Origin of the sequence: Paenibacillus sp. FSL M7-1414 (assembly GCF_038003195.1) — a bacterium.
GTDB classification, from domain to species: domain Bacteria; phylum Bacillota; class Bacilli; order Paenibacillales; family Paenibacillaceae; genus Paenibacillus; species Paenibacillus amylolyticus.
Genome location: NZ_JBBOOS010000001.1, coordinates 329,746 through 353,515 on the forward strand (window position 1 = coordinate 329,746; position 23,770 = coordinate 353,515).

At 46.0% G+C, this 23,770-nt stretch carries 21 protein-coding genes and 2 rRNA genes; 15 read left to right on the plus strand and 8 right to left on the minus strand.

Annotation, left to right across the window (positions count from 1 at the left end; all coding sequences use genetic code 11):
- Positions 1 to 172 precede the first annotated feature (172 nt).
- The gene (locus MHH92_RS01545; protein WP_253505024.1) at positions 173 to 1,012 is read right to left on the minus strand and encodes a DUF4261 domain-containing protein; all 840 of its coding nucleotides are present in this window, start codon (positions 1,010 to 1,012) and stop codon (positions 173 to 175) included.
- A 76-nt stretch (positions 1,013 to 1,088) separates the two neighbouring features.
- On the minus strand, positions 1,089 to 1,445 hold the full coding sequence (locus MHH92_RS01550) for a DUF1304 domain-containing protein (RefSeq protein ID WP_036608019.1): 357 nt from the start codon (positions 1,443 to 1,445) through the stop codon (positions 1,089 to 1,091).
- A gap of 266 nt (positions 1,446 to 1,711) precedes the next feature.
- Here MHH92_RS01550 and MHH92_RS01555 point away from each other — a divergent pair, with 266 nt between their 5' ends.
- The gene (locus tag MHH92_RS01555) at positions 1,712 to 2,245 is read left to right on the plus strand and encodes an MOSC domain-containing protein (protein ID WP_253505025.1); all 534 of its coding nucleotides are present in this window, start codon (positions 1,712 to 1,714) and stop codon (positions 2,243 to 2,245) included.
- Positions 2,246 to 2,261: 16 nt separating this feature from the next.
- On the opposite strand, the gene MHH92_RS01560 is transcribed toward MHH92_RS01555, so the two are convergent.
- Complete coding sequence (locus tag MHH92_RS01560) at positions 2,262 to 3,101, minus strand: helix-turn-helix transcriptional regulator (RefSeq protein WP_253505028.1); 840 nt, start codon at positions 3,099 to 3,101, stop codon at positions 2,262 to 2,264.
- A gap of 28 nt (positions 3,102 to 3,129) precedes the next feature.
- Positions 3,130 to 3,867 carry a WecB/TagA/CpsF family glycosyltransferase gene (locus MHH92_RS01565; protein ID WP_253505032.1) on the minus strand — a complete coding sequence of 246 codons (738 nt, stop codon included), beginning with the start codon at positions 3,865 to 3,867 and terminating at the stop codon, positions 3,130 to 3,132.
- Between the two features lie 258 nt (positions 3,868 to 4,125).
- On the opposite strand from MHH92_RS01565, the gene MHH92_RS01570 reads away from it, so the two are divergent.
- A complete protein-coding gene (locus MHH92_RS01570; RefSeq protein WP_017691129.1) occupies positions 4,126 to 4,575 on the plus strand; it encodes an SRPBCC family protein in 450 nt (149 codons plus the stop codon).
- 177 nt (positions 4,576 to 4,752) lie between these two features.
- Entirely contained in the window at positions 4,753 to 6,282 is a 1,530-nt protein-coding gene (locus tag MHH92_RS01575; protein ID WP_253505036.1) for a methyl-accepting chemotaxis protein, read from the plus strand.
- Positions 6,283 to 6,422: 140 nt separating this feature from the next.
- Here the strand turns inward: MHH92_RS01575 and pyk are convergent, their stop codons facing one another.
- On the minus strand, positions 6,423 to 7,838 hold the full coding sequence (gene pyk / locus MHH92_RS01580) for a pyruvate kinase (protein ID WP_036607968.1): 1,416 nt from the start codon (positions 7,836 to 7,838) through the stop codon (positions 6,423 to 6,425).
- Positions 7,839 to 7,950: 112 nt separating this feature from the next.
- On the opposite strand from pyk, the gene MHH92_RS01585 reads away from it, so the two are divergent.
- Complete coding sequence (locus MHH92_RS01585) at positions 7,951 to 8,730, plus strand: helix-turn-helix transcriptional regulator (protein WP_036607966.1); 780 nt, start codon at positions 7,951 to 7,953, stop codon at positions 8,728 to 8,730.
- Positions 8,731 to 8,864: 134 nt separating this feature from the next.
- Here MHH92_RS01585 and MHH92_RS01590 read toward each other — a convergent pair whose 3' ends face one another.
- Positions 8,865 to 9,536, minus strand: a complete 672-nt coding sequence (locus MHH92_RS01590) for a phosphatase PAP2 family protein (protein ID WP_340901636.1) — start codon at positions 9,534 to 9,536, stop codon at positions 8,865 to 8,867.
- Between the two features lie 304 nt (positions 9,537 to 9,840).
- Here MHH92_RS01590 and MHH92_RS01595 point away from each other — a divergent pair, with 304 nt between their 5' ends.
- The 4 genes from MHH92_RS01595 to MHH92_RS01610 all read left to right on the plus strand — a co-directional run bounded on the left by MHH92_RS01595 (position 9,841) and on the right by MHH92_RS01610 (position 12,028).
- A complete protein-coding gene (locus MHH92_RS01595) occupies positions 9,841 to 10,629 on the plus strand; it encodes a CPBP family intramembrane glutamic endopeptidase (RefSeq protein WP_340901637.1) in 789 nt (262 codons plus the stop codon).
- 150 nt (positions 10,630 to 10,779) lie between these two features.
- Positions 10,780 to 11,016, plus strand: a complete 237-nt coding sequence (locus MHH92_RS01600) for a DUF6953 family protein (protein WP_036607962.1) — start codon at positions 10,780 to 10,782, stop codon at positions 11,014 to 11,016.
- 395 nt (positions 11,017 to 11,411) lie between these two features.
- Positions 11,412 to 11,612, plus strand: a complete 201-nt coding sequence (locus MHH92_RS01605) for a cold-shock protein (RefSeq protein ID WP_024633772.1) — start codon at positions 11,412 to 11,414, stop codon at positions 11,610 to 11,612.
- 188 nt (positions 11,613 to 11,800) lie between these two features.
- Complete coding sequence (locus MHH92_RS01610; protein ID WP_017691121.1) at positions 11,801 to 12,028, plus strand: cold-shock protein; 228 nt, start codon at positions 11,801 to 11,803, stop codon at positions 12,026 to 12,028.
- Between the two features lie 245 nt (positions 12,029 to 12,273).
- Here the strand turns inward: MHH92_RS01610 and MHH92_RS01615 are convergent, their stop codons facing one another.
- A complete protein-coding gene (locus tag MHH92_RS01615; protein WP_253505045.1) occupies positions 12,274 to 12,621 on the minus strand; it encodes a hypothetical protein in 348 nt (115 codons plus the stop codon).
- A gap of 164 nt (positions 12,622 to 12,785) precedes the next feature.
- Here MHH92_RS01615 and MHH92_RS01620 point away from each other — a divergent pair, with 164 nt between their 5' ends.
- Positions 12,786 to 13,520 (plus strand): class I SAM-dependent methyltransferase, encoded by a 735-nt coding sequence (locus MHH92_RS01620; RefSeq protein ID WP_340901638.1) that lies wholly within the window; start codon positions 12,786 to 12,788, stop codon positions 13,518 to 13,520.
- Positions 13,521 to 13,578: 58 nt separating this feature from the next.
- On the opposite strand, the gene MHH92_RS01625 is transcribed toward MHH92_RS01620, so the two are convergent.
- Entirely contained in the window at positions 13,579 to 14,223 is a 645-nt protein-coding gene (locus tag MHH92_RS01625; protein ID WP_036671927.1) for a GntR family transcriptional regulator, read from the minus strand.
- 322 nt (positions 14,224 to 14,545) lie between these two features.
- Between MHH92_RS01625 and MHH92_RS01630 the strand changes: the two genes are divergently transcribed.
- From MHH92_RS01630 to MHH92_RS01655, 6 genes are all read left to right on the plus strand, one after another.
- The gene (locus MHH92_RS01630) at positions 14,546 to 15,367 is read left to right on the plus strand and encodes a transporter substrate-binding domain-containing protein (RefSeq protein ID WP_340901639.1); all 822 of its coding nucleotides are present in this window, start codon (positions 14,546 to 14,548) and stop codon (positions 15,365 to 15,367) included.
- A 23-nt stretch (positions 15,368 to 15,390) separates the two neighbouring features.
- A complete protein-coding gene (locus tag MHH92_RS01635) occupies positions 15,391 to 16,047 on the plus strand; it encodes an amino acid ABC transporter permease (RefSeq protein WP_253505054.1) in 657 nt (218 codons plus the stop codon).
- Between the two features lie 141 nt (positions 16,048 to 16,188).
- Complete coding sequence (locus tag MHH92_RS01640) at positions 16,189 to 17,409, plus strand: ornithine--oxo-acid transaminase (protein WP_253505057.1); 1,221 nt, start codon at positions 16,189 to 16,191, stop codon at positions 17,407 to 17,409.
- Positions 17,399 to 18,364, plus strand: a complete 966-nt coding sequence (rocF, locus tag MHH92_RS01645) for an arginase (protein ID WP_253505060.1) — start codon at positions 17,399 to 17,401, stop codon at positions 18,362 to 18,364. The genes MHH92_RS01640 and rocF overlap by 11 nt, the downstream gene beginning before the upstream one ends.
- 616 nt (positions 18,365 to 18,980) lie before the next feature.
- Positions 18,981 to 20,533 (plus strand): 16S ribosomal RNA (locus tag MHH92_RS01650).
- A gap of 307 nt (positions 20,534 to 20,840) precedes the next feature.
- A 23S ribosomal RNA gene (locus tag MHH92_RS01655) occupies positions 20,841 to 23,768 on the plus strand.
- Together the 16S and 23S rRNA genes form the textbook arrangement of a ribosomal RNA operon.
- Positions 23,769 to 23,770: the final 2 nt, after the last annotated feature.

Sequence of the window (23,770 nt, forward strand, 5' to 3'; positions counted from 1 at the left end):
AATTCATAATTAAGTGGTTCTTATGGACTACTTATTCCTAGGGAAGTTAAATTCAGGGATTGTTATCATATCTTCATTGGAAGGGAAGGTTAAATAGCTAAAAGCCGCCCAGAGAATGAACTCCAGACGGCCTCTATAACTGTAACATGATAAATTGAAAATCCTACGTAAATTAGAAGCCAATCTTCAAACTGTTACCTTCAGTTGCTACACCTTTGGAAAGGGAAATGCTCAGCTTTTGTTCTGCCGAGAAACCAAGTGTTTCCCCATCATGCAGTGTGACGTCGTTTTCAATCACATACGTTGTGGTCATGAACATCATCTCAAATACATCGCTTAAGGATTCAGACGATTGCATAATCTCCATCTCTTCTTTACCAAAGTTACGTAGTCCGTAAGTGTAAGCTGAAGCGCCTTCGGCATTTTGGAATAATCCGATGAAAATCCAGAGCGAGACTGGCAGCTCATCATGTTTGATCCCACGGCTGGTTTCAACATATTGACTGGCTTCAACAACAAGTGGGGCCATGTATATGGCCAGTGCGTGATCCAACTGTAATAAGGCACTCGCTGTTTGAGTGAACAGAACATGTCCATCAATAGCATTTGTTGCGTTCAGAACAGAGACAATAATCTGAGACTGGTGCCGTGAGGTAACTTGCTCCGCTTCTCGCCAAAGGATGTTGAGTTTGGCATTTTCCTCAACTTCACGGTCAGGCACAGGCGCAGGAATGTGGGCACACACCACTTGCATTCCATTCACTTCGAAAAAGAGATTGCCCTCCTCCGGGCGTTCTTCAATCTCGATATCCCATTCGTTCTTCATGTTCCTGATGAAGAGGCCAAAATCACAATCGTCACGCTCCAGCAGGACAAAACCCACGATGGTTTCACTGTAATTCGTTGATTCGACAGCACCACCTGCAGGTACTTTCTCCTTTTTGCGCCGCCGAAGCTTGTCAAACAATCCCATGACATGTTCTCCTTCCAATTCCAGAACGATTCTGGTCATTGTACACTGCTATCTATTCACTACCTTACCATAAAGGAGTTAACATGAATCGAAGCAATGCACCATTCGACAGAAATTACAGGAACAGAACTAGCAACAACGCAATGATCGCAGGCAAACCTTGTTTGATAATGATCGACCGTGAAGAAGTTGCTCCTCCATAAAGAGCCGCAATAATCACACACGCTAGGAAGAAAATCTGAATATGCTGTCCAACGGCTGCATCCGGATATACGAGTCCCCAGATCAGACCTGCCGCAAGAAATCCATTGTAAAGACCTTGATTGGCCGCGAGAGATTTGGTGGATTTGGCGAATTCCGGCGTGAGATTAAAGGTTTTCATTGTGCGTGGACGAGTCCACATAAACATCTCCATCACCATGATATAGAAGTGTTCGACAGCTACAAGAGCTACAAAAATGATACTAATCAATGGAAACACCTTGCTTTCTGATATGTAATTTATTTACTTGTCCATCCTAGTATAAATGTTTGTAATAAGAACGGAAAGAGTAAATTTAATTTGTAACAATTTAATTGCGTATTATTAAAATTATTTATCGTTTTCCAGTTGAGTTTTGATGTTGAAATTAAAAAATGGTTACAAAGCTAAGCATACGCCGATTGTCGACAATCCATTCATTGGGTAATAATGAACAATAAAGAAGTAATATTGCTCAGGAAAGGGAGGAGATTACTATGGGAACAGTTCAATTCGTCATGTTGGCTGATGATCCATCCACATTTGTGACCCGAGTTGTACCTTTTATCGATATTGAGCTTGCAGGAATTCCGGGTGACCGTCATTATGGTCTGCTTCGTCCGGCGGACTCACGTCAGAAAATCTACAAGCGTGGTACACCGATTGCGAATCGCCGCCAGATCAGTATTGTGTCTGAGGAAGAATGTGCTCTTATTGCTGAGAAAATGAACATTCCTGAAGTGCGTCCAGAGTGGCTTGGTGCCAATATACTGGTCCGTGGCATTGATCGATTGACGGAACTGCCTGCTGGAACGCGGCTCCTATTTCCAAACGGGACAGGGTTAATATGCGAAGGAGAGAACCTTCCCTGTGTACATCCGGGAAAAATGATTGAACAATTCTACGAACAGGACGGTTTGCGCAAAAAATTCGTGCCTGCGGCGCGCAAAAAACGTGGAATCGTGTGCTCAGTTGAACGGGAGGGTGTAATTCATGCGGGGGATACCATAGAAGTCATTCACCTGTCCTGATTTTCAGGACAGGTTTCTAATTGATCAGCCCTCGGCGCTCACCATGGGGATGTCTAGAGTGTAAGTACTCCTCTGGTGTACTGCCAATAATGGACTTGAAATCTCGGATGAAATGGGATTGATCATGATATCCAAGATCCTGAGATAGCTTAATCAGGTCACAGTGAAGACCGCGGTCCATCCATTCTGCAGCATTTTGCAGACGATACAACTTGATTACCGTTTTGGGTCCGATGCCCACATACTGATTGAACAGCCGTTGAAGCTTTCGGGTATGCATATTCCAATAAGAAGACAGATCATCCACTCTCAGCATCTCTCGGTTCTGTTCAATCTGTTGCACAATATCATTAACCATTCTCGCTTGAGCATCTTCAGCAGGAAGGTGTGCACACAATAGCTGGTCGATGTAACTGGTTTTATCCGCATCATCCCCCGCCCCAAGAAGCCGGTCTTCCAAGGAATCCGCTGTGACGTCAAGAATATTGGATACATTCATCGGTTGTCCGTACAATGAAGAAACAGGAACCCGAAGGAAGGGATAAAATCCTCCTGGGTTGAACTTCACGCCAAATACACGACCTTTCCCGCTCACATGATAGGAGAATTTACGTCCCGATGGTCCGAAGAAAAACGTATTGTTCCGTTCCACAATCAGATTGACACAAGGGTTAGGCACGACATGTTGGGGATACGGTTCAAGTCCAGTCAGATCCCACGATACGATCCAGTAATGTTTAACAAAAGGTCGAAGTGCTTCGGAAGGAGCATGGCGTGTCAGTTGATATTTATGGTCACCTTCATTCAGATTCAACAGGCCCATACTTGGTCTGTCTCCTTGTTCTACCTGTTTCATCCGAATCATCCCTCCTGCTCATCTCACATTATTTAGGTTCTCTGAACAACAATGCCCGCACAGCAAAACGGGGTAAAATGAGTTGCCTGCGCCATCTCGATGGTTGACTGAGGAGGCGATAGAGCCATTCCAGGTTAAACTTCTGCCATATCGCAGGGGCACGCTTGGTTTTGCCAGCCACGATATCGAGACTGCCTCCAACACCTATGGCTACACGAGCGTTCAACTGGTGGCGATACTTGTTAATCCAGTGTTCCGCATGGGGGGCGCCAAGAGCCACGATAAGAAAGTCTGGTTGAGCAGTACAAATCTCTTCCACAATCTGTTGTTCCTCATCTGCCTGGAAGTAACCATGATGTCTACCTTTTACAACAACTCCCGGATAACGTTGCGCAATAACTTTCACGGCCTCTTCACTGACACTTTCTTCTGCTCCCAGCATGTAGAATGACCAGTGTTTTTGATTGCCTTCCTCTAATAAACGAAACAGCAGATCACAACCGGTTACCCGTTCAGTCAATTGACCGCCGCGGAAACGGGATACCATCACAATGCCAGCACCGTCAGCCGTGACCAACCCGGCTTGATCGACAACCTTGCGAAGAGAGGCATTCTTTTGACAGGACATAACAATCTCGGGATTGCCTGTGATGACATGGAACAGTTCATTGCTTCCCTGATCTACAACTTCACCAAGGATTGCAACCGTTTGATTCATCGTTACATTGGGGAAAGGGATGCCCATAATATTGGTTGATTGGCTCATATCTCATTTCCTTTCTAAATTAGTCGCATTACCTTGAACAGACCTGTTATTTAATTCCAGTTTAGTATATCTGATCTTCTGGGAAAGCACTATATGGGCGCAATCCATTTGGATTATGGTATTACACATTCCCGAAAAATAAAGAGCTTATATTTTACCTGTTGTCGCGTTTTTACTATACGGCCTTTGGGGTATAACGATAGGATAGGAGTGCGAGGGTGGCAGATCGCTTATCCAATACATAAAGGGAGTGAGTCCATGGAACTGAAATATGAATTCTATATCAATGCAGGACTGGAAGAGGTGTGGAATGCTCTAATATCACCAGACGGCACTCGGAACAGCTTTTTCGGCAGCGAACTTCGCACCAATTTCCAACCAGGCCAGCCGTTTGCTTATGTAGGGCCGGGCAATGATGGTGCGGAGACCGTCCATGTGTATGGCGATATATTGGAATTTGAACCGCTGTCCAGACTTAGCTATCAGGAGCATCCCGGACCGTCGTACCATGCGAATCATGCCGAGCTTCAATCCAGAGTGGTCTTCCAGTTGGAAACGGTAGGTGAGTGTACGAAGCTGACGCTAATCAATGATCAATTTACAGATAACCATCCTTCCATTGCGAATGCACAGAGCAGCTGGTGGATGATTCTAAGCAGCATCAAAACTTGGGTGGAGACGGGGAAAACACTGAATTTTGGGTGGTAGCTGGTAAGAGGCAGTCATTTAAGATTTATTTTCATAAAAAATAAAGGCAATTAATATAAGAACCAGTGCTGTTTCAGCGCTGGTTCTTGTTTTTATACAAAATTAAGACCATTGCTCTACACTTAATGTCTGATAATGTCGAAATATATATCATATGAGCTAAGAGGAGAAATGAGCATGTTTCGTAAACGTACTGAATCGACCAAACACCTTCGTATAGATGCGCATCAGAATTTATTGGAGTATAGTCGTAAACTGGTAGCAAACGCAGAAAGGGGCAACTATGACGCATGGATCGAAGATGGTATTGAGTTTCAGGATACTGATGAAATAGCTAGTAATATCAAAAAAGCAGTACATATGATGAAAGCACAAAACGAAGCCGTGGAAATGCGCCTTAGAATGCTGAATCAGGCGATGAATGTGGGATTATGGGAATCTGAAATTGTTGCCGGTGATCCACTGGATAACAATAATATCGTCGCATTTTCGAATGAATTCCGCCAAATGTTAGGCTTCCATAATGCCAAGGATTATCCCGATTCATTTGCAAGCTGGGCCAAATCGATCTATCCGGATGACAGACCTCAACTGGTGCAGGAGATTATGAAACATGTGAATGACACAAAAGCAACAACTGCCTATAACGTCATCAGCCGTATGATTACAAAAAGTGGAGAGACTCGCTGGTTCCGATGCCTTGGACAAGTCATCCGAAATCAGGCTGGAGTTCCGGTCAAACTTCTGGGCATCATGTTTGATATTCATGAGGAGAAGAGCAAGTCTGATGAGCTGGAAGCACTCGTCACCCGATATGATCTGGTTAACCGCGCCTTGGTGGAGGCACCGTGGGATATGACCGTTGTGGCTGGAGATGTAGTTAATCCGAACAATGAATTTTGGTGGTCACCCCAGTTCCGTAAAGAGTTAGGGTTTAAAGACGAGCAGGATTTCCCGAATGTGTTCAGCAGCTGGAGTAGCCGACTTCATCCGGAAGACCATGATCGGACGATCAACGAATTTGCCAGACACATGAACGATTACAGTGGTCGTACGCCGTATGATCTGGATTATCGTCTGCAGCGCAAAGACGGGGAGTATCGGTGGTATCACGCGGGTGGGGAGACCATTCGAGATCAGGATGGAGTACCGCTCCGTGTAGCTGGAACCATTCGAGATGTTACCCATGAGAAGAATAAGGAACAGATCGTGGAAGCCATGAATCTGAAAACAAAACAATTGTCGGAGTCCATTGGCGAGATGGTACGTGGAATCAACTCGATTACCGATCAGGCACAGGATCTGGTGACTGCACAGGAATTATCTGCCGATGCAGCCATTCAAGTGAAAAGCAGTGCAGATGATACGAAGAATATCACCGTGTTTATTCGAGAGATTGCCAGTCAGACCAATCTGCTGGGGTTGAATGCAGCAATTGAAGCTGCACGAGCGGGAGAGCTGGGACTGGGATTTGGCGTCGTTGCAGGTGAAGTGCGGAAACTGGCTGATCACAGTTCGGAGGCCACAGTAAATATCGAAGATAGCATGCAGAAGATGAAAACACTGATTGATCAGATTCTTGAACATATCGGTAATATGTCCACGTTAACGCAAAATCAGGCTGCCCTGACACAGCAGGTAAATGCTTCAATGGATGAGATCAACACCATGTCACAGGATCTGGTTAATTACTCGAGGAATCTATAATCTCGAAGCCGTTTGTTATAACATCACGATCATTGGCAACAACATCAACAAAAAACCACCGGGAAGCATTTCTGCTCCCAGTGGTTTTTTGTATTTCTATTTTATAGCTAATATATATAGCTTCAGTTTCAGCTATTGAATTAAACTTGTTGAACTTTGATCAGGTTTGTATTACCGGATTGACCGATTGGAACACCAGCGGACAATACAATGATGTCACCTTTTTCAATGTAACCTGTTTTAATTGCGTTACGCGTAGCCGATTCGAACATTTCATCCGTTGTTGTTACTTTGTCGCCCATAACCGGAATGACACCTGAGAGCAGGCAGATTTTCGCCAATACTTCTTCATGTTGTGTAACTGCGATGATTGGCGCTTTTGGACGATATTTGGAGATCATGCGTGCTGTGAATCCACTCTCAGTCGAAGTGATGATTGCTTTTGCATTCAGTACGAGGGAAGAACTTACAGCGCCCTGACTGATAACTTCAGTAATATCAGCGATCTGTTGAGCCGATTTTTGTGCGAATTGCTCTTTGTAATCGATCATTGTTTCGGCACGGCGAGCAACAGCAGCCATCGTGCGCACGGATTGTACCGGATATTTACCAGCAGCTGATTCACCGGACAACATCACAACGTCAGCACCTTGAAGTACAGCATTGGCCACGTCACTAACTTCGGAACGAGTAGGGCGTGGGTTCACTTGCATGGACTCCAGCATGTGTGTAGCTACGATAACCGGTTTACCAGCGCGGTTACATTTATCGATCATTTCTTTTTGCATCATTGGTACGTCTTCGATTGGCACCTCAACACCGAGATCTCCACGAGCTACCATGATGCCGTCAGATGCTTCAATAATATCGTCCAGGTTCGTCATACCTTCCTGGTTTTCAATTTTGGAGATGATCTGTACGTGGTCTACACCGCGTTCTTTCAAAATGCTGCGGATTTCACGGATGTCATCACCTTTACGAACAAAGGATGCTGCGATAATTTCGATATCGTTTTCGATCCCAAATCCGATGTGCATAACGTCACGCTCGGTTACACCTGGCAATGTCGTTTTGATTCCTGGCAAGTTAACCCCTTTGCGTGGTTTCAGAATGCCGCCACTGATGATTTTACAATGGATATCGGATCCTTCCACAGACAGTACAGTCAGATCCACAAGGCCATCATCGATGAGGATACGATCGCCAGGTTTCACAACGAGGTTCAGTTCTGGATAGTTTACCGAGATACGCTCAGCGTCACCGAGAATTTCTTCAGTAGTCAGGATCAGCTCTTTACCAGCTTGCAGATGGCATGATGCTTCTTTCAGTTTACCGATACGTACTTCCGGCCCTTTGATGTCCATCATGATCGGTATATAGGTGTTCAGTTCGGAAGCTGCTTTGCGGATATTGTTAATCCGTGTAACGTGATCTTCCAGTTCGCCATGAGCCATGTTCAGACGGGCAACGGTCATACCTTCCTGAATCATTACTTTTAACAATTCGATTGAGTCACAAGCAGGTCCCATGGTACAAATAATTTTTGTTTTTAACATGCTAATTTCCTCCTCATATTTAAGCTTATATGTGTATTGTAGCGTTTTCTGTCGAATCAGGGTATGAACTATAGTACAATGATTAGAGTATAGTCCGATAATGAGGTGTGTTATGGTCACTCCACTTGAAGTACGACATATTAATGGTGTCGGTTGGTACGAAGAAGCTGTGCAATCTCAAGAAACTTGGCGGCTTAGCTTGGTTACTTATGGAAAATGTGTATATTGGGTGAACGGTGATAAACAGATCATGGAAAAGGGGGAATTGCTCCTCATTCCAGGTGGTACCCCATATTACGGCAAGAGTATTCCTACAGTAACGCACACACAGATTGTAATTCAATTGCAACGCGACCATACCGAAACTCTGCCTGCACTGGAACGGTATGAGGCTTTGCGGCATAAACCTGGATGTTACGAACTGATCCATCAACGCATGAGCGCTATTTATCAACAATGGCAGGAGCGTCCGTCTTATTATGTCATGATGAGCCAAGCCTTATTGATGGAAGTGTTGATTTATATGAACAGGGAGCTTGATCGTGGAGTTATCCCGCCGGAGAGGCATAATCATGTTGAACGGATGAAGCGATATATTGAGCGGCATTATCGGGAGAAAGTGACGAAGGAAGAACTCGGGGACGAGATCAATAAAACTCCCAATTATGCTGCAGCATTATTCAAAAGCATGACAAATCAGACCATCAGTCAATATGTCCATGATCAACGGATGAAACGAGCCATATATCTGCTCACTGAGTCACAACTCTCCATCCAGGAAATTGCCGAATTTCTCGGCTACCGGGACCTGTCTTATTTTTACCGCATATTCAAACGTATAACCGGAAGTCCACCGTCTGACCTTCTTCATGAACGACCACCTATAGCGTGAAACGCGTAGTCCAATCCAAATAAAGTTCTTCTATATAAGTAGGTTTAATTAAATGAGTACAAAAAAAGAGGGCCTATGCCCTCTTTTGCTGTATAGCAGGATCATCATCCCACCTGTTACATATATATATGTCGTTATACATGACTGCTTGGGTTAGAGGCTGTGAGTGGCTGCTTGCCTTTTTTTCGTGCCTGCCCAAGACGAAGAGCAAAGACATGTACAGTCCAATACGCGGCCTCAGCAAACAAAATACCTCCAGCGATGTCCAGCAAGGAATGCTGTTTTACAAACACCGTTGAAGCAATAATCAACCACAGCCATACCGACCAAGAAATCCGTGCCAAAGGCTTAAAGTTCAAGTGTCTGTTGATCACAATAAACAGCAAGTAGCTGGTCAGAACGTGAACACTTGGGAAACAGTTGAAGGGCGCATCATTGGTATAGATAAACTGCACTAACACGCTGCTCAGATCAGTTCCGCCGAGCTCCGGGCGCGGGACATGGGTAGGGAACACCGCAAAACAGACATTGGCAGCCATGACACCAACATTATAGGTAATCAACGTACGCCAGAATAGCGACTTGTTCGTCAGACCCAAATAGAGAAATCCAAGATACAGAATGGGCATCCAGCTAATGTACGGATAAATAAATTCTTTGAGAAAAGGAATCTGTGTGTCAATCCAAGCATAATTGTAGAAGACATCACTTCCGGTGTTGCTGCCTAGAAATACGTAAATGGAGCCTTGGAGCGGTATGCACAGAATAGCCAGTAAATGCCCCCAGCGCTGAAAGAATGCTTTCATAGTATCCCCCTGATTTCATTATGCATTGTGAAACTATCGTTATGTGTACTTCATAGATATATGACGCTGAAGAGTCGCGACACCCCTGCAGCTTTGAACTCTTGTAATACTATAATGGACAGATAAAGGTATAAGCCATACCTGATTTTAGGGGAAAAGAAGTCAGGATAAGTCTCTTTTTTGTTACTTTTATAGTTTTATCCATAATAGGAATATTCAATAGACGGATGATGTGATACAACTATATTGGTATATAAGTTCTTATGACAACGGAAAACATAAATGAAACGAGGTAGGCAAATGTATGATTAATCCGCAATCCAAGCCAAAACATTCCTTTTCCGAGCGCAAACCTGTGCTCACCGTTGTGATTATTGAGCTGCTTCTCCTGTTAGCCGTATTTGCTGCGGGGGCCATTGCAACGATAAAGCAACTTGACTACACTTCCCCTGTACTCATTTCCTTTACACCCATCGCCATTGTTCTGATGATCTATCTGACGTTAAGGCGCAAGTGGGGAGAGACTGGATTCCGATCTTTGCGAAGTATCCCAGCTGGCCACGCAAAGTATTATATTCCACTACTCCTTGTACTGGGTACAATTGCCCTGAAAGGATTTGGGGAGCTGAGCTTGTCACGGGTAGCCTTTTTCATCTTTTTTACCTTGCTCGTAGCTTTTGTTGAGGAAACGATCTATCGTGGGCTTATTTTCAAGACCTTGCTTCAAAAAAGTGCAGGGGCCGCAGTTGTGACCTCCAGCATATTGTTTTCGATTACACATCTGTTGAACGCATTGTCTGGTCAGGATATGACGGATACGATCATGCAATTGATCTATGCGCTGCTCTTGGGAGTTGTAATGGCGTTATTGATGCTGAAGAAAGGAAATATCGTACCGCTTATATTGTTTCATTTCATACATAATCTGATTCAATTTCTAGGGAATGATCTGGAGGACACAGGTACACTTCCTTACGATCTGTTTATACTGGCAATACTGATTGCTTACTGTGCATGGTTAGTGTGGAGCATTCGAACAAATTCGTCCATTCCATCCAAAGGGAGTGAGCAAGCCAATACGGTTGTCCATTAAGGTTCTTTCCGGTATTGCTTGAAAGTAGTTATCATACAGTTTCCCGTCAGCAGTTGGATCATGGTATACTTCAGTCTGGCGGGAAGACAGATATGTTCATGATACGAGGTCTGCCTATCCGTACATTAGGTTTAGACAGTAGGTGATATAGTGGAGAAGACAGCACAAGGTGTAGCGGAATGGATGGTACAGGAGATTAAATTCACAGGAACACTTCATCAGGAAGCTGCCATAGAATATGTTAAGACCCATTTTGGTGAAGAGTTTGTTTTTGTGAACGAGAACGGCAATACATCATTGTCCAAGGAAGTGAAGAAGGCTTTCCGAAAGCTTCATCGTGGGCAGATCGCCTGGGATCGGGATGCATTTATGTGGGCATGGACATAGTGTGTTATACTGGAGTAAGATGATTCATTGGTTGTGTTGGATATGCATGTCAGAATATTATATAAAAAATGTATAAGATGGATTAGATCTGCATATCCTTTCATAAGACCGTACACAAGTGATCAGTCACATAAGCGTGATAAACCCTGGCCCCACGTGTGTTAATAACATGTATTTCCAAAGCTGTTTGAAAAGAAAATACAAAGATTTGCTTTTTGGCTGAAATGGAGTTATAATAAAAACAAGTTGTAGAGAGTGGAAAACCTAATTCATATATTGTAAAGGGCGATCACTTATAGGTTTATGACTGGTACCTTTTTCAATGTGTGAATTTTTATTTGCTTGCTGCAAAGAACAAAGGAACATGTTAATCTTTATTTGGAGGTGTAATTCACATGCAAAACGGAACAGTAAAATGGTTCAACGCTGATAAAGGCTTCGGTTTCATCGAAGTTGAAGGCGGAGAAGATGTATTCGTACACTTCAGCGCTATTACAGGCGAAGGCTTCAAAACGCTGGACGAAGGTCAACGCGTGCAATTTAAAATTGTACAAGGAAACCGTGGTCCTCAAGCAGAAGAAGTTGTAAAACTGTAATTAAAGCATAGCTGCCTTTAACATGTTATAATGGTAAAGGCAGCTTCTTTTTTTTGATCAGTTATATAAAAGTCGGCCCATTAGTTGTCGAGGCAGGAGTCCGGTGGGACGTGAAACTTCCGCTAAGTGTAGGCTTCTGTGAAATAACGTCGGTTAGATGTTTTTCCATAACAAAGGGGGTAGAAGTCATGTATAATCGCAAAAAACCGTTGGAAGAGATTCCACAAGCTGATGCGGCAATCTGGGAATGTACGAGTGATACGTGCAAAGGATGGATGCGGGACAATTTTGCGTTTGATAACGTACCTACTTGTCCGATATGTGCTTCTGAGATGGTCAGCACGACTAGGATGCTACCATTGCTTGAGAATTCGAATAGTAATCTGAAAACGATGCCTAAAGGAAATCGGATTTAACATAGCTTACCCGCCTCTAACGAGGTGTTTTTTTTTAAGATCAAATAGACACCCTGTGCGAAGGTAAGGGTATTAAATATGAAGTTCCCGGCATTCGTTTTGGCGAATGCCTTTTTTTGTATCATTTTTCAACAGAAAATATAGTGTAATTGATGTGAATCGTATGAAAAAGACAAAGACCCTTTTCGCTATAAGCAAAAAGGGTCTTTGTTATGACTACAATTTTACCACGATCAGATTGGAATTTAGATGAACAGGAATGGCAGCAGAAACAATGTTGCTACCAGAGCCAGATCGATCCCTGCTCCATAGCCGTAACCCCCACCGTATCCTCCGTAACCATATGGACCATAGGCCGAAGATTTAACTTTCTTTGTTGCAACAGCGTTTTTCTTGCTGCTTTTTACCAGCTGCTGTTTGGATTTGACTGAACACAGCCGTGGTCCCTCGAAGCACCCGTTCAAATAAATTTTGCCATCACGACATTGACTAAGCGTACCATACATATGCTTACCGTCGTTCATAACGAGACAAACGGAACGTCCAACGTGCGGAGAAACCGTTTCTTCACATACCCGATTAATTCTGTACATGCAAATCCTCCTCATTAGATGCGGTTGCCGCTTGAATTCAACGGTTTGTATATCATAGTAAAAAGAAGAGCAATTGGTATGGACGAGTACCCGGAAAATCGAATAGGGAGGAGCCGTTTTTGAATCTGCTCCATACACTGGGAGAAGTGAGGAGGGGATGTCGCGTGGATTATCATGACATGTTGGCTCGGTTAGGGGAGGGAAGTGCCCATCCTGGAGGATTTTTGGCAACACTGAAGTTGCTGGATGGCTTATCTCTGCCTGTGAGTAATCATATTCTTGAGATAGGGTGTGGCACTGGGAGGACTGCGTGTTACTTGGCTAAAAGTGGATATCGGGTAACGGCGATTGATCTTCATCGCAATATGCTGGATAAGGCAGTTCGGCGAGCGAGACGAGAACGGGTGGATGTTCGATTTGTTCAGGCTGATGTAACATCGTTACCTTTTCCGGAAAATCATTTTGATGTGGTATTTGTAGAGTCGGTCACGATCTTCACCCCATGGCGGAGTGCACTTGCTGAGTATAGAAGAGTGTTGAAACCTGGTGGACTTTTAGTGGATCGGGAGATGGTTCTATCAGGCCAGAAGACCGAATTGATGTGTCGCAGATTAAAGCAATTTTACGGTATACGAACCCTGGTAACGGCCACAGCATGGAGAAAACGCCTCAAGCAGTGTGGTTTCACCAAGGTAGAGGTCAAAGAACATTCGCGATCCATGGGAAAATGGAGCGTTGATCATGATCCACATCGCGAGATCGATATGAATTGGTTTGAGGATGTACGTATGCAGCGAATGAGTCAAACCAATGATCGTTTGCTCGCGAAATACGGAAAAAAGTTGGGATATGCTGTTTTTGCGGCTAGGGCACCGTTGGAGGTCAAAAAGGAAAAATAGGAAAAAGACAACTCACACAATCGTGTGGGTTGCCTTTAGTTTGTTTTGACAGAACGTACTACAACATATCGTTGTCGATAATCCGCCAGTGGTGTTTGAGCAGGGCTTCCAGTTGGTTCTTATCTTTGGCTCGAAAAGCACTTAAAATTTGCCGGTGCTCTTCATTAACTTCGAGCAGTACCTCAGATAGCTTTGGTTTATTATCACTAACATAAGATTGCCGGATGAAACTGTTCTTCAATGTGTTTAACATCTCAATGACTGTTGCATTACCACATCGCTGGATGTACAGATTATGGAACTGATATTGGTTTTTGTTGTAGGCAGCAAGATCAAGCTGGCTGATATCTTCGTCCATTCGAACAACCAGGGTTTCCATCTCCAAAAGTTCAGATGGTCTGAGATGGTCTGCTGCAAGTGTGGCAGCAAGCGCCTCCAGCACACCGATCGCTTGGGAGAACTCCAGTTTTTTGCCTGCATCAAAAGGAGTGACAATAAATCCCCTGCGTGGGATGTATTGCAGCAGATTGTCTGAAGCCAGCTGGAAAAGCGCCTCCCGAGTAGGCGTGCGACTGATGTCCAGCTTTTTGCATATTTCTGCCTCGTTGATCTTCTGGTTGGGAAGTAACGTCCCGTCTTGAATCTTCTGGGCAATGTAATCGTATACGTGATCTTTCAAGGACCGGTATTTGGGTACCTCCATACCGAATCCTCCTTTCTATGTATAGTGAATAAATAGATGGGTGTGGGGCCGTACTGTACGCGCCGTTCAGGAGTTTCAAGTTTTTATCATCTTAACACCGAGGGGGAAGTTGGGCAAGCAAACTTCATGTTTCAGCCGATGTAAATGCCATGTTATATATAGCACATTTTATGGAATTAAAGCGTATAAATGTTTAAATAATGATTGTGATAAACCAGAATGTTTGTTAGTATTACTTACATATAAGTCCATATATTGTCTTATGTATATTGTATACAAACCATTATGTTACTCATTCAAAAAAAGAATAGGGGTATGATGTGTGAAAAAAGTGCTTTTGCCAATGATGCTGTTGTTAGTGGTTGTATTCATGTCCGCATGTGGGCAGGAAAAAACGACAGAGACCGGATCAGACGCTACTTCGTCTTCGGGCAGTAGCTCTGCGGAAAAGGAAGTCATTGTACTTGGAACCAGTGCGGACTATGCACCCTATGAATTTCATAAGAAAATCGATGGTAAAGATACCATTGTAGGTTTTGACATCGAGATTGCCAAAGCAATTGCGGCTGATCTGGGAGCCGAGCTGAAGATTGAGGACATGGACTTTGATGGCCTTCTTATGGCCCTTGGTACAGATAAGGTTGATTTTGTGATATCAGGCTTAACCCCTACCGAAGAACGAAAGAAGAATGTTGATTTTACGGATATCTACTATTATGCAGAGCAGGCTGTACTTGTTAGAGATGGGGAAGGTGCGGCATTAAAGTCCATGGATGATCTATCAGGTAAACAGGTTGGTGTACAAAAGAGTTCCATTCAGGAAGGGATTGCTCGGGAAATAGAGGGAGCAAAGCTCACTTCTCTGGCCAAAATACCTGAACTGATTCTGGAGTTGCAGACGGGGCGTGTAGACGCACTCATCCTGGAGAAGCCGGTGGCTGAACAGTATGTGAAGAACCAAGAGGGGCTTGTTGTTGCAGGTGTGAAGATTGAACAGGCTGAAGACGAGGGTGGTTCGGCCATCGCGGTGAAGAAAGGTAATCAGAAGCTGCTGGATCAGATCAACACTACATTGGAAAAGCTCAAAACGAACGGAGATATTGAACGGTTCGTCGTTGAAGCAAATGAGATGCTCGGCGAATAAACCGGACGAGTGAGGGATATGCCGTGAATTTAGATTTTTCCTTTCTATTAGAACATTGGCAGGATTATGCACGAAGTGCGTGGGTCACGCTTGAACTTTCCTTCTTCGGTGTATTGTTTGGTACGTTGCTGGGTGTAATCATGGCGCTAATGCGAATATCCCGAATATGGCCAATTAAATTTGTGGCATCGGCGTATATTGAACTCATTCGAGGAACACCGATGCTGGTACAGATTCTTATTATTCATTATGGTCTGACGGTTGTAGGTGTGAACTTGCCGGCATTTATGTCGGGGGTGGTAGCTCTGACGATGAATAGCTCGGCTTATATGGCGGAGGTGTTCAGGGCCGGGATTCAAGCAATTGATAAAGGACAGACCGAAGCTTCGCGCTCCCTTGGTATGACAAAAGGTATGACACTTCGTTATATTATACTGCCGCAGGCTTTTCGTAACATGCTTCCAGCTATCGGCAATGAATTCATTATTATTATTAAAGATTCTTCGCTTGTCTCCATGATCGGCATAGCCGAGATTATATACACGGCCAGAACGATTCAGGGTGTTACGTTCCAGCCGCTTGCTCCGCTGCTTGTTGCCGCCGGCCTCTATTTTATAATCACATTTACACTGGCTAATTTACTCTCTTGGTTGGAACGTAGACTGTCTACTTCTCGCTAACTATTGATATAGGATTGGATTCGAGAAAGGCTTGGATTAGGCTGGAGTGGAAAAAGAGAGATGTAGTCGTAAATGGCGATGGCATCGCATACATTGTTATTGTATTTTGTATACAATATTTTGGAAAGGTGTTGGGTGTGTATGTCAGATTCCAAAATGTTAATTGATTGGTCGGAGCGTTATGCTGCACCTAATTATCATCCGCTCCCTATTGTTATTGAACAGGCGGAAGGGGTATGGGTGGAAGACCCTGAAGGCCGCCGTTATATGGATATGTTAAGTGCATACTCTGCATTGAATCATGGTCATAGACATCCTGTGATCATACAGGCGCTCAAGGATCAGGCAGATCAGGTTACGCTGACATCACGGGCATTTCACAGCAGCTCAGCTTCTCTTTTTTATCAGAAACTCTCACAATTCACGGGGAAATCGAAGATTCTCGCCATGAATACAGGAGCGGAAGCGGTGGAGACTGCGGTGAAGGCGGTACGTAGATGGGCTTATCGTTGCAAAGGTGTACCGGAAAATCAAGCCGAGATTATCGTATGCTCTGGTAACTTTCATGGAAGAACTCTGACGGTTACCTCTTTTTCTTCTTCAGCGGAGTATAAAAAAGATTTTGGGCCGTTCACACCTGGATTCCGGATTATTCCCTATGGAGATATTGAAGCGCTGAAGCAGGCCATTACACCAAATACGGCTGGCTTTCTTGTAGAGCCTATTCAGGGCGAAGCTGGAATCGTTATCCCGCCTGATGGATATTTGGCAGAAGCTTTTGCTCTGTGTAAGAGCCAGCAGGTGTTGACTGTATCTGATGAGATCCAGACCGGATTTGGCAGAACAGGTCGCCGTTTTGCCTCCGACTGGGAAGGGGTTGAACCAGACATCTGGATTATGGGCAAAGCGCTGGGGGGAGGAGTCATGCCCATCTCAGCTATCGCTGCTGATGCGGAGATACTTGATTTGTTTGAGCCGGGGTCTCATGGTTCTACGTTTGGGGGTAACCCACTCGCTTGCGCCGTGGCTATAGCAGCTCTGGATGTTCTTGAAGATGAGAAGCTTGCTGAGCGATCGGAGCGTCTGGGGAACTATTTTATGAAAAGACTTCGAGATATTCGCAGTTCAGCCATACGGGATATTCGGGGGAAAGGTTTATTTATTGGTGTTGAACTGCATGAACCAGCCCGCCCTTATTGTGAGCGGTTGATGTCTACTGGACTGCTGTGTAAAGAAACCCATGAGACAACCATTCGATTTGCCCCACCACTGACGATTAAAGAGTCCGAGATTGACTGGGCACTGGAGAGAATTGAGCAGGTGTTGATCACCAATGAGGGAGCTGACCTACATGAAAAATGATGATGATGTCCATGGTGGAATAAAAGATACTTCTATTAATACAAGTCAAACATCTGTGCGGCGTAATATTGCTATCATTAAGGTTCCTTTTGGACTTGGTGGAGCAAGAGGTGGAGCAGAGTTGGGGCCTGATGAATTGATTACAGCTGGACTGAAGCGGGAGATTGCGAGTCTGGGGTTAGTGCTTTCCAAAGAAGTGCGGGTAGATTGTCCTTCTGAACCTGCTGTCCCTATTGAGCGAAATCGTGTAAAACACTTAAATGAGGTACGTCAGGTCAGTGAGAAGGTGTGTAGTGAAGTATCAGGTGCAGTAGAGGAGGGGGCTTTTCCACTTGTGCTTGGGGGAGATCATAGTGTAGCGATTGGTACTTTTGCCGGGCTAACAGCACATTATTCGAATTTGGGTGTGATCTGGTTTGATGCGCATGCAGACTTGAATACGGAAGAACGCAGCTTGTCCGGTAATATGCATGGGATGAGTGTGGCTGCATCCTTGGGGCATACTGCATTCAATCTGTCGCACATTGCTGGAGCAGGCGCGTTTATTGATCCGTCCAACTTGGTCTATATTGGTCTGCGTGATCTGGATGAGTATGAGAAAGAGCAGATTAAGGGACTGGGAATCCGAGCATTTACGATGCATGATATTGACCGTATGGGAATAAAGCAAGTTATTGAGGAAGCAATAGCTACAGCGGGAAAAGGGACAGATGGTATTCATGTCAGCTTCGACATGGATTGTCTGGATCCGCGGGAAGCTCCGGGTGTGGGAACCCCAGTACCTGGTGGTCTGAATTACCGAGAGGCACATTATGCATTGGAGATACTTGCTTCCACAAATCAAGTTACGTCGATGGAACTGGTTGAGGTGAATCCGTTGTTTGATCACAATAGACATACGGCACGACTTGGTGTGGAACTGATCGCTTCGTTACTTGGTAAGCGCATATTGTAATCACTGAGAAGTGAAGTGGAGTATGTAGGCTGAGCCTAAGGAATATACTTTCTTATCTATTATAGAAGGAAAGAAAACTGAGATCTCCGAAAACTAGGGCTAGTCACAATCAATTGTTCACTGCAACCGCAGTGGAAGTGGCTTCCCTGGTTATGTTTAATGGATATGTGTATTAGAAGCGCCGTAATAAGGATGCTGAGAGTTATTTCTATAATACAGGAGCGTCAGATTACATATTGTGCTGATGATGTGGGTTGATTATCATTTTTGAAAAAAGACTTGCAATTGAAATCTGTACATGGTATATTCTATTTCCGGCCAAAAAAACACGAGATACACGGTGCGGCAAGCGAATGAAATAAGCTTCGAAAGAAACTTAAAAAAAGAGCTTGCAAAGTTGGTTCGGACATGATATTATATAAGAGTTGCTGAAGAGAACAGCATTCGGTAACAAAGCAAGTTTGATCTTTGAAAACTGAACAACGAGTGAGTAAACATTCTGCTTGCAGAATGAACGCGAAAGTTTGAAACAAGCCTTGGCTTGAATTGACTGGAGCACAATTGAGATTTTTAATCTCGTCAGATTCAAAATGAGCTTATCGCTCTTTTCAATACTTTATTGGAGAGTTTGATCCTGGCTCAGGACGAACGCTGGCGGCATGCCTAATACATGCAAGTCGAGCGGACTTGAAGAGAAGCTTGCTTCTCGGATGGTTAGCGGCGGACGGGTGAGTAACACGTAGGCAACCTGCCCTCAAGTTTGGGACAACTACCGGAAACGGTAGCTAATACCGAATAATTGTTTTCTTCGCCTGAAGGAAACTGGAAAGACGGAGCAATCTGTCACTTGGGGATGGGCCTGCGGCGCATTAGCTAGTTGGTGAGGTAACGGCTCACCAAGGCGACGATGCGTAGCCGACCTGAGAGGGTGATCGGCCACACTGGGACTGAGACACGGCCCAGACTCCTACGGGAGGCAGCAGTAGGGAATCTTCCGCAATGGGCGAAAGCCTGACGGAGCAATGCCGCGTGAGTGATGAAGGTTTTCGGATCGTAAAGCTCTGTTGCCAGGGAAGAACGCTTGGGAGAGTAACTGCTCTCAAGGTGACGGTACCTGAGAAGAAAGCCCCGGCTAACTACGTGCCAGCAGCCGCGGTAATACGTAGGGGGCAAGCGTTGTCCGGAATTATTGGGCGTAAAGCGCGCGCAGGCGGTCATTTAAGTCTGGTGTTTAATCCCGGGGCTCAACCCCGGATCGCACTGGAAACTGGGTGACTTGAGTGCAGAAGAGGAGAGTGGAATTCCACGTGTAGCGGTGAAATGCGTAGATATGTGGAGGAACACCAGTGGCGAAGGCGACTCTCTGGGCTGTAACTGACGCTGAGGCGCGAAAGCGTGGGGAGCAAACAGGATTAGATACCCTGGTAGTCCACGCCGTAAACGATGAGTGCTAGGTGTTAGGGGTTTCGATACCCTTGGTGCCGAAGTTAACACATTAAGCACTCCGCCTGGGGAGTACGGTCGCAAGACTGAAACTCAAAGGAATTGACGGGGACCCGCACAAGCAGTGGAGTATGTGGTTTAATTCGAAGCAACGCGAAGAACCTTACCAGGTCTTGACATCCCTCTGATCGATGCAGAGATGTATCTTTCCTTCGGGACAGAGGAGACAGGTGGTGCATGGTTGTCGTCAGCTCGTGTCGTGAGATGTTGGGTTAAGTCCCGCAACGAGCGCAACCCTTATATTTAGTTGCCAGCACTTCGGGTGGGCACTCTAGATAGACTGCCGGTGACAAACCGGAGGAAGGTGGGGATGACGTCAAATCATCATGCCCCTTATGACCTGGGCTACACACGTACTACAATGGCCGGTACAACGGGCTGCGAAATCGCGAGATGGAGCCAATCCCAACAAAGCCGGTCTCAGTTCGGATTGCAGGCTGCAACTCGCCTGCATGAAGTCGGAATTGCTAGTAATCGCGGATCAGCATGCCGCGGTGAATACGTTCCCGGGTCTTGTACACACCGCCCGTCACACCACGAGAGTTTATAACACCCGAAGTCGGTGGGGTAACCGCAAGGAGCCAGCCGCCGAAGGTGGGATAGATGATTGGGGTGAAGTCGTAACAAGGTAGCCGTATCGGAAGGTGCGGCTGGATCACCTCCTTTCTATGGAGAATCGTTTCCTGCAACGGAAACATTCAAATATGCAGCTTAGCTGCAAAACACTCACTCGTTGTTCGGTTTTGAGAGCTCAAACTCTCAAACAGCTTGCTTTTGCATGGAGCTTGTTCTTTGAAAACTAGATATCGAAACGAAACAAACGCGAATTAGAACATTCCTTTAAGCTGATCTTGTGTAAACAAGTGAAGTGTTTTTATAAGGTAGATTGCACGTACGATGGTATCGAATGGGAGCGACTTTTGGCTTTGCGCAAGCAAAACAAGGGAAGCGAGCAGTCGAAACCGGAGCACGAGGTTAAGCTACTAAGAGCACACGGAGGATGCCTAGGCGCTAGGAGCCGATGAAGGACGTGGCGAACAACGAAACTGCCTCGGGGAGCTGTAAGCAAGCTTTGATCCGGGGGTGTCCGAATGGGGAAACCCAGCTGGGGTAATTTCCAGTTACTCACAACTGAATACATAGGTTGTGTAGAGGCATACCAGGGGAACTGAAACATCTAAGTACCCTGAGGAAGAGAAAACAATAGTGATTCCGTCAGTAGCGGCGAGCGAACGCGGAGAAGCCCAAACCAGAGAGCTTGCTCTTTGGGGTTGTGGGACGTCTCACATGGAGTTACAAAGGAACCGGTTAAGCGAAGAGGTCTGGAAAGGCCCGCCAAAGAAGGTAAAAGCCCTGTAGTTGAAAGTCTGTTCCCTCCGAGACGGATCCCGAGTAGTGCGGGGCACGTGAAACCCCGTATGAATCCGGCAGGACCATCTGCCAAGGCTAAATACTTCCTAGCGACCGATAGTGAAGCAGTACCGTGAGGGAAAGGTGAAAAGCACCCCGGAAGGGGAGTGAAATAGAACCTGAAACCGTGTGCTTACAAAAAGTCAGAGCCCGTTTTAGGGGTGATGGCGTGCCTTTTGTAGAATGAACCGGCGAGTTACGTTCCCGTGCAAGGTTAAGGTGAAGAGCCGGAGCCGCAGCGAAAGCGAGTCTGAATAGGGCGACTTAGTACGTGGACGTAGACCCGAAACCGGGTGATCTACCCCTGTCCAGGGTGAAGGTGCGGTAACACGCACTGGAGGCCCGAACCCACGCATGTTGAAAAATGCGGGGATGAGGTGGGGGTAGCGGAGAAATTCCAATCGAACTCGGAGATAGCTGGTTCTCCCCGAAATAGCTTTAGGGCTAGCCTCGGAAAACAGAGTCGTGGAGGTAGAGCACTGATTGGGTGCGGGGCCCGCAAGGGTTACCAAGCTCAGTCAAACTCCGAATGCCATAGACTTACTTCCGGGAGTCAGACAGTGAGTGCTAAGATCCATTGTCAAAAGGGAAACAGCCCAGACCATCAGCTAAGGTCCCCAAGTGTGTGTTAAGTGGGAAAGGATGTGGAGTTGCACAGACAACCAGGATGTTGGCTTAGAAGCAGCCACCATTGAAAGAGTGCGTAATAGCTCACTGGTCGAGTGACTCTGCGCCGAAAATGTAACGGGGCTAAACACACCACCGAAGCTATGGCTTGATGCTTTGCATCAGGGGTAGGGGAGCGTTGTATAAGGGTTGAAGGTGTACCGTAAGGAGCGCTGGACATTATACAAGTGAGAATGCCGGTATGAGTAACGAAAAGATCAGTGAGAATCTGATCCGCCGAAAGCCTAAGGGTTCCTGAGGAAGGCTCGTCCGCTCAGGGTAAGTCGGGACCTAAGGCGAGGCCGAAAGGCGTAGTCGAAGGACAACAGGTCGAAATTCCTGTACCACCGTAAGCCGTTATGAGCAATGGGGGGACGCAGTAGGGTAGTGACGCGGACTGATGGATGTCCGTCTAAGCAGTAAGGCTGATGTGTAGGCAAATCCGCACATTGTAAGGCTGAGCTGTGATGGGGAGCGAAAATTATAGTAGCGAAGGTCATGATCTCACACTGCCAAGAAAAGCCTCTAGCCAGGTGATGGTGCCCGTACCGCAAACCGACACAGGTAGGCGAGAAGAGTATTCTAAGGCGCGCGGAAGAACTCTCGTTAAGGAACTCGGCAAAATGACCCCGTAACTTCGGGAGAAGGGGTGCCCCGGTAGTGTGAATAGCACGAGGGGGCCGCAGTGAAAAGGCCCAAGCGACTGTTTAGCAAAAACACAGGTCTGTGCGAAGCCGTAAGGCGAAGTATACGGGCTGACGCCTGCCCGGTGCTGGAAGGTTAAGGGGAGTGGTTAGGGAGCAATCCCGAAGCTGTGAACCGAAGCCCCAGTAAACGGCGGCCGTAACTATAACGGTCCTAAGGTAGCGAAATTCCTTGTCAGGTAAATTCTGACCCGCACGAATGGCGTAACGACTTGGGCGCTGTCTCAACGAGAGATCCGGTGAAATTTTAATACCTGTGAAGATGCAGGTTACCCGCGACAAGACGGAAAGACCCCATGGAGCTTTACTGCAGCTTGATATTGAATTTGGGTACGATCTGTACAGGATAGGTGGGAGCCTTTGAAGCATGAGCGCCAGCTTGTGTGGAGGCAACGTTGGGATACCACCCTGATCGTATCTAGGTTCTAACCTGGTACCGTAATCCGGTGCGGGGACAGTGTCAGGTGGGCAGTTTGACTGGGGCGGTCGCCTCCTAAAGAGTAACGGAGGCGCCCAAAGGTTCCCTCAGAATGGTTGGAAATCATTCGAAGAGTGCAAAGGCATAAGGGAGCTTGACTGCGAGACCTACAAGTCGAGCAGGGACGAAAGTCGGGCTTAGTGATCCGGTGGTACCGCATGGAAGGGCCATCGCTCAACGGATAAAAGCTACCCTGGGGATAACAGGCTTATCTCCCCCAAGAGTCCACATCGACGGGGAGGTTTGGCACCTCGATGTCGGCTCATCGCATCCTGGGGCTGAAGTAGGTCCCAAGGGTTGGGCTGTTCGCCCATTAAAGCGGTACGCGAGCTGGGTTCAGAACGTCGTGAGACAGTTCGGTCCCTATCTGTCGTGGGCGTAGGAAATTTGAGAGGAGCTGTCCTTAGTACGAGAGGACCGGGATGGACGTACCGCTGGTGTACCAGTTGTTCCGCCAGGAGCACCGCTGGGTAGCTATGTACGGACGGGATAAACGCTGAAAGCATCTAAGCGTGAAGCCCCCCTCAAGATGAGATTTCCCAGTATGTAAGACCCCTTGAAGACGACGAGGTAGATAGGCTGGGGGTGGAAGTGCAGCAATGCATGGAGCTGACCAGTACTAATCGGTCGAGGGCTTATCCAATA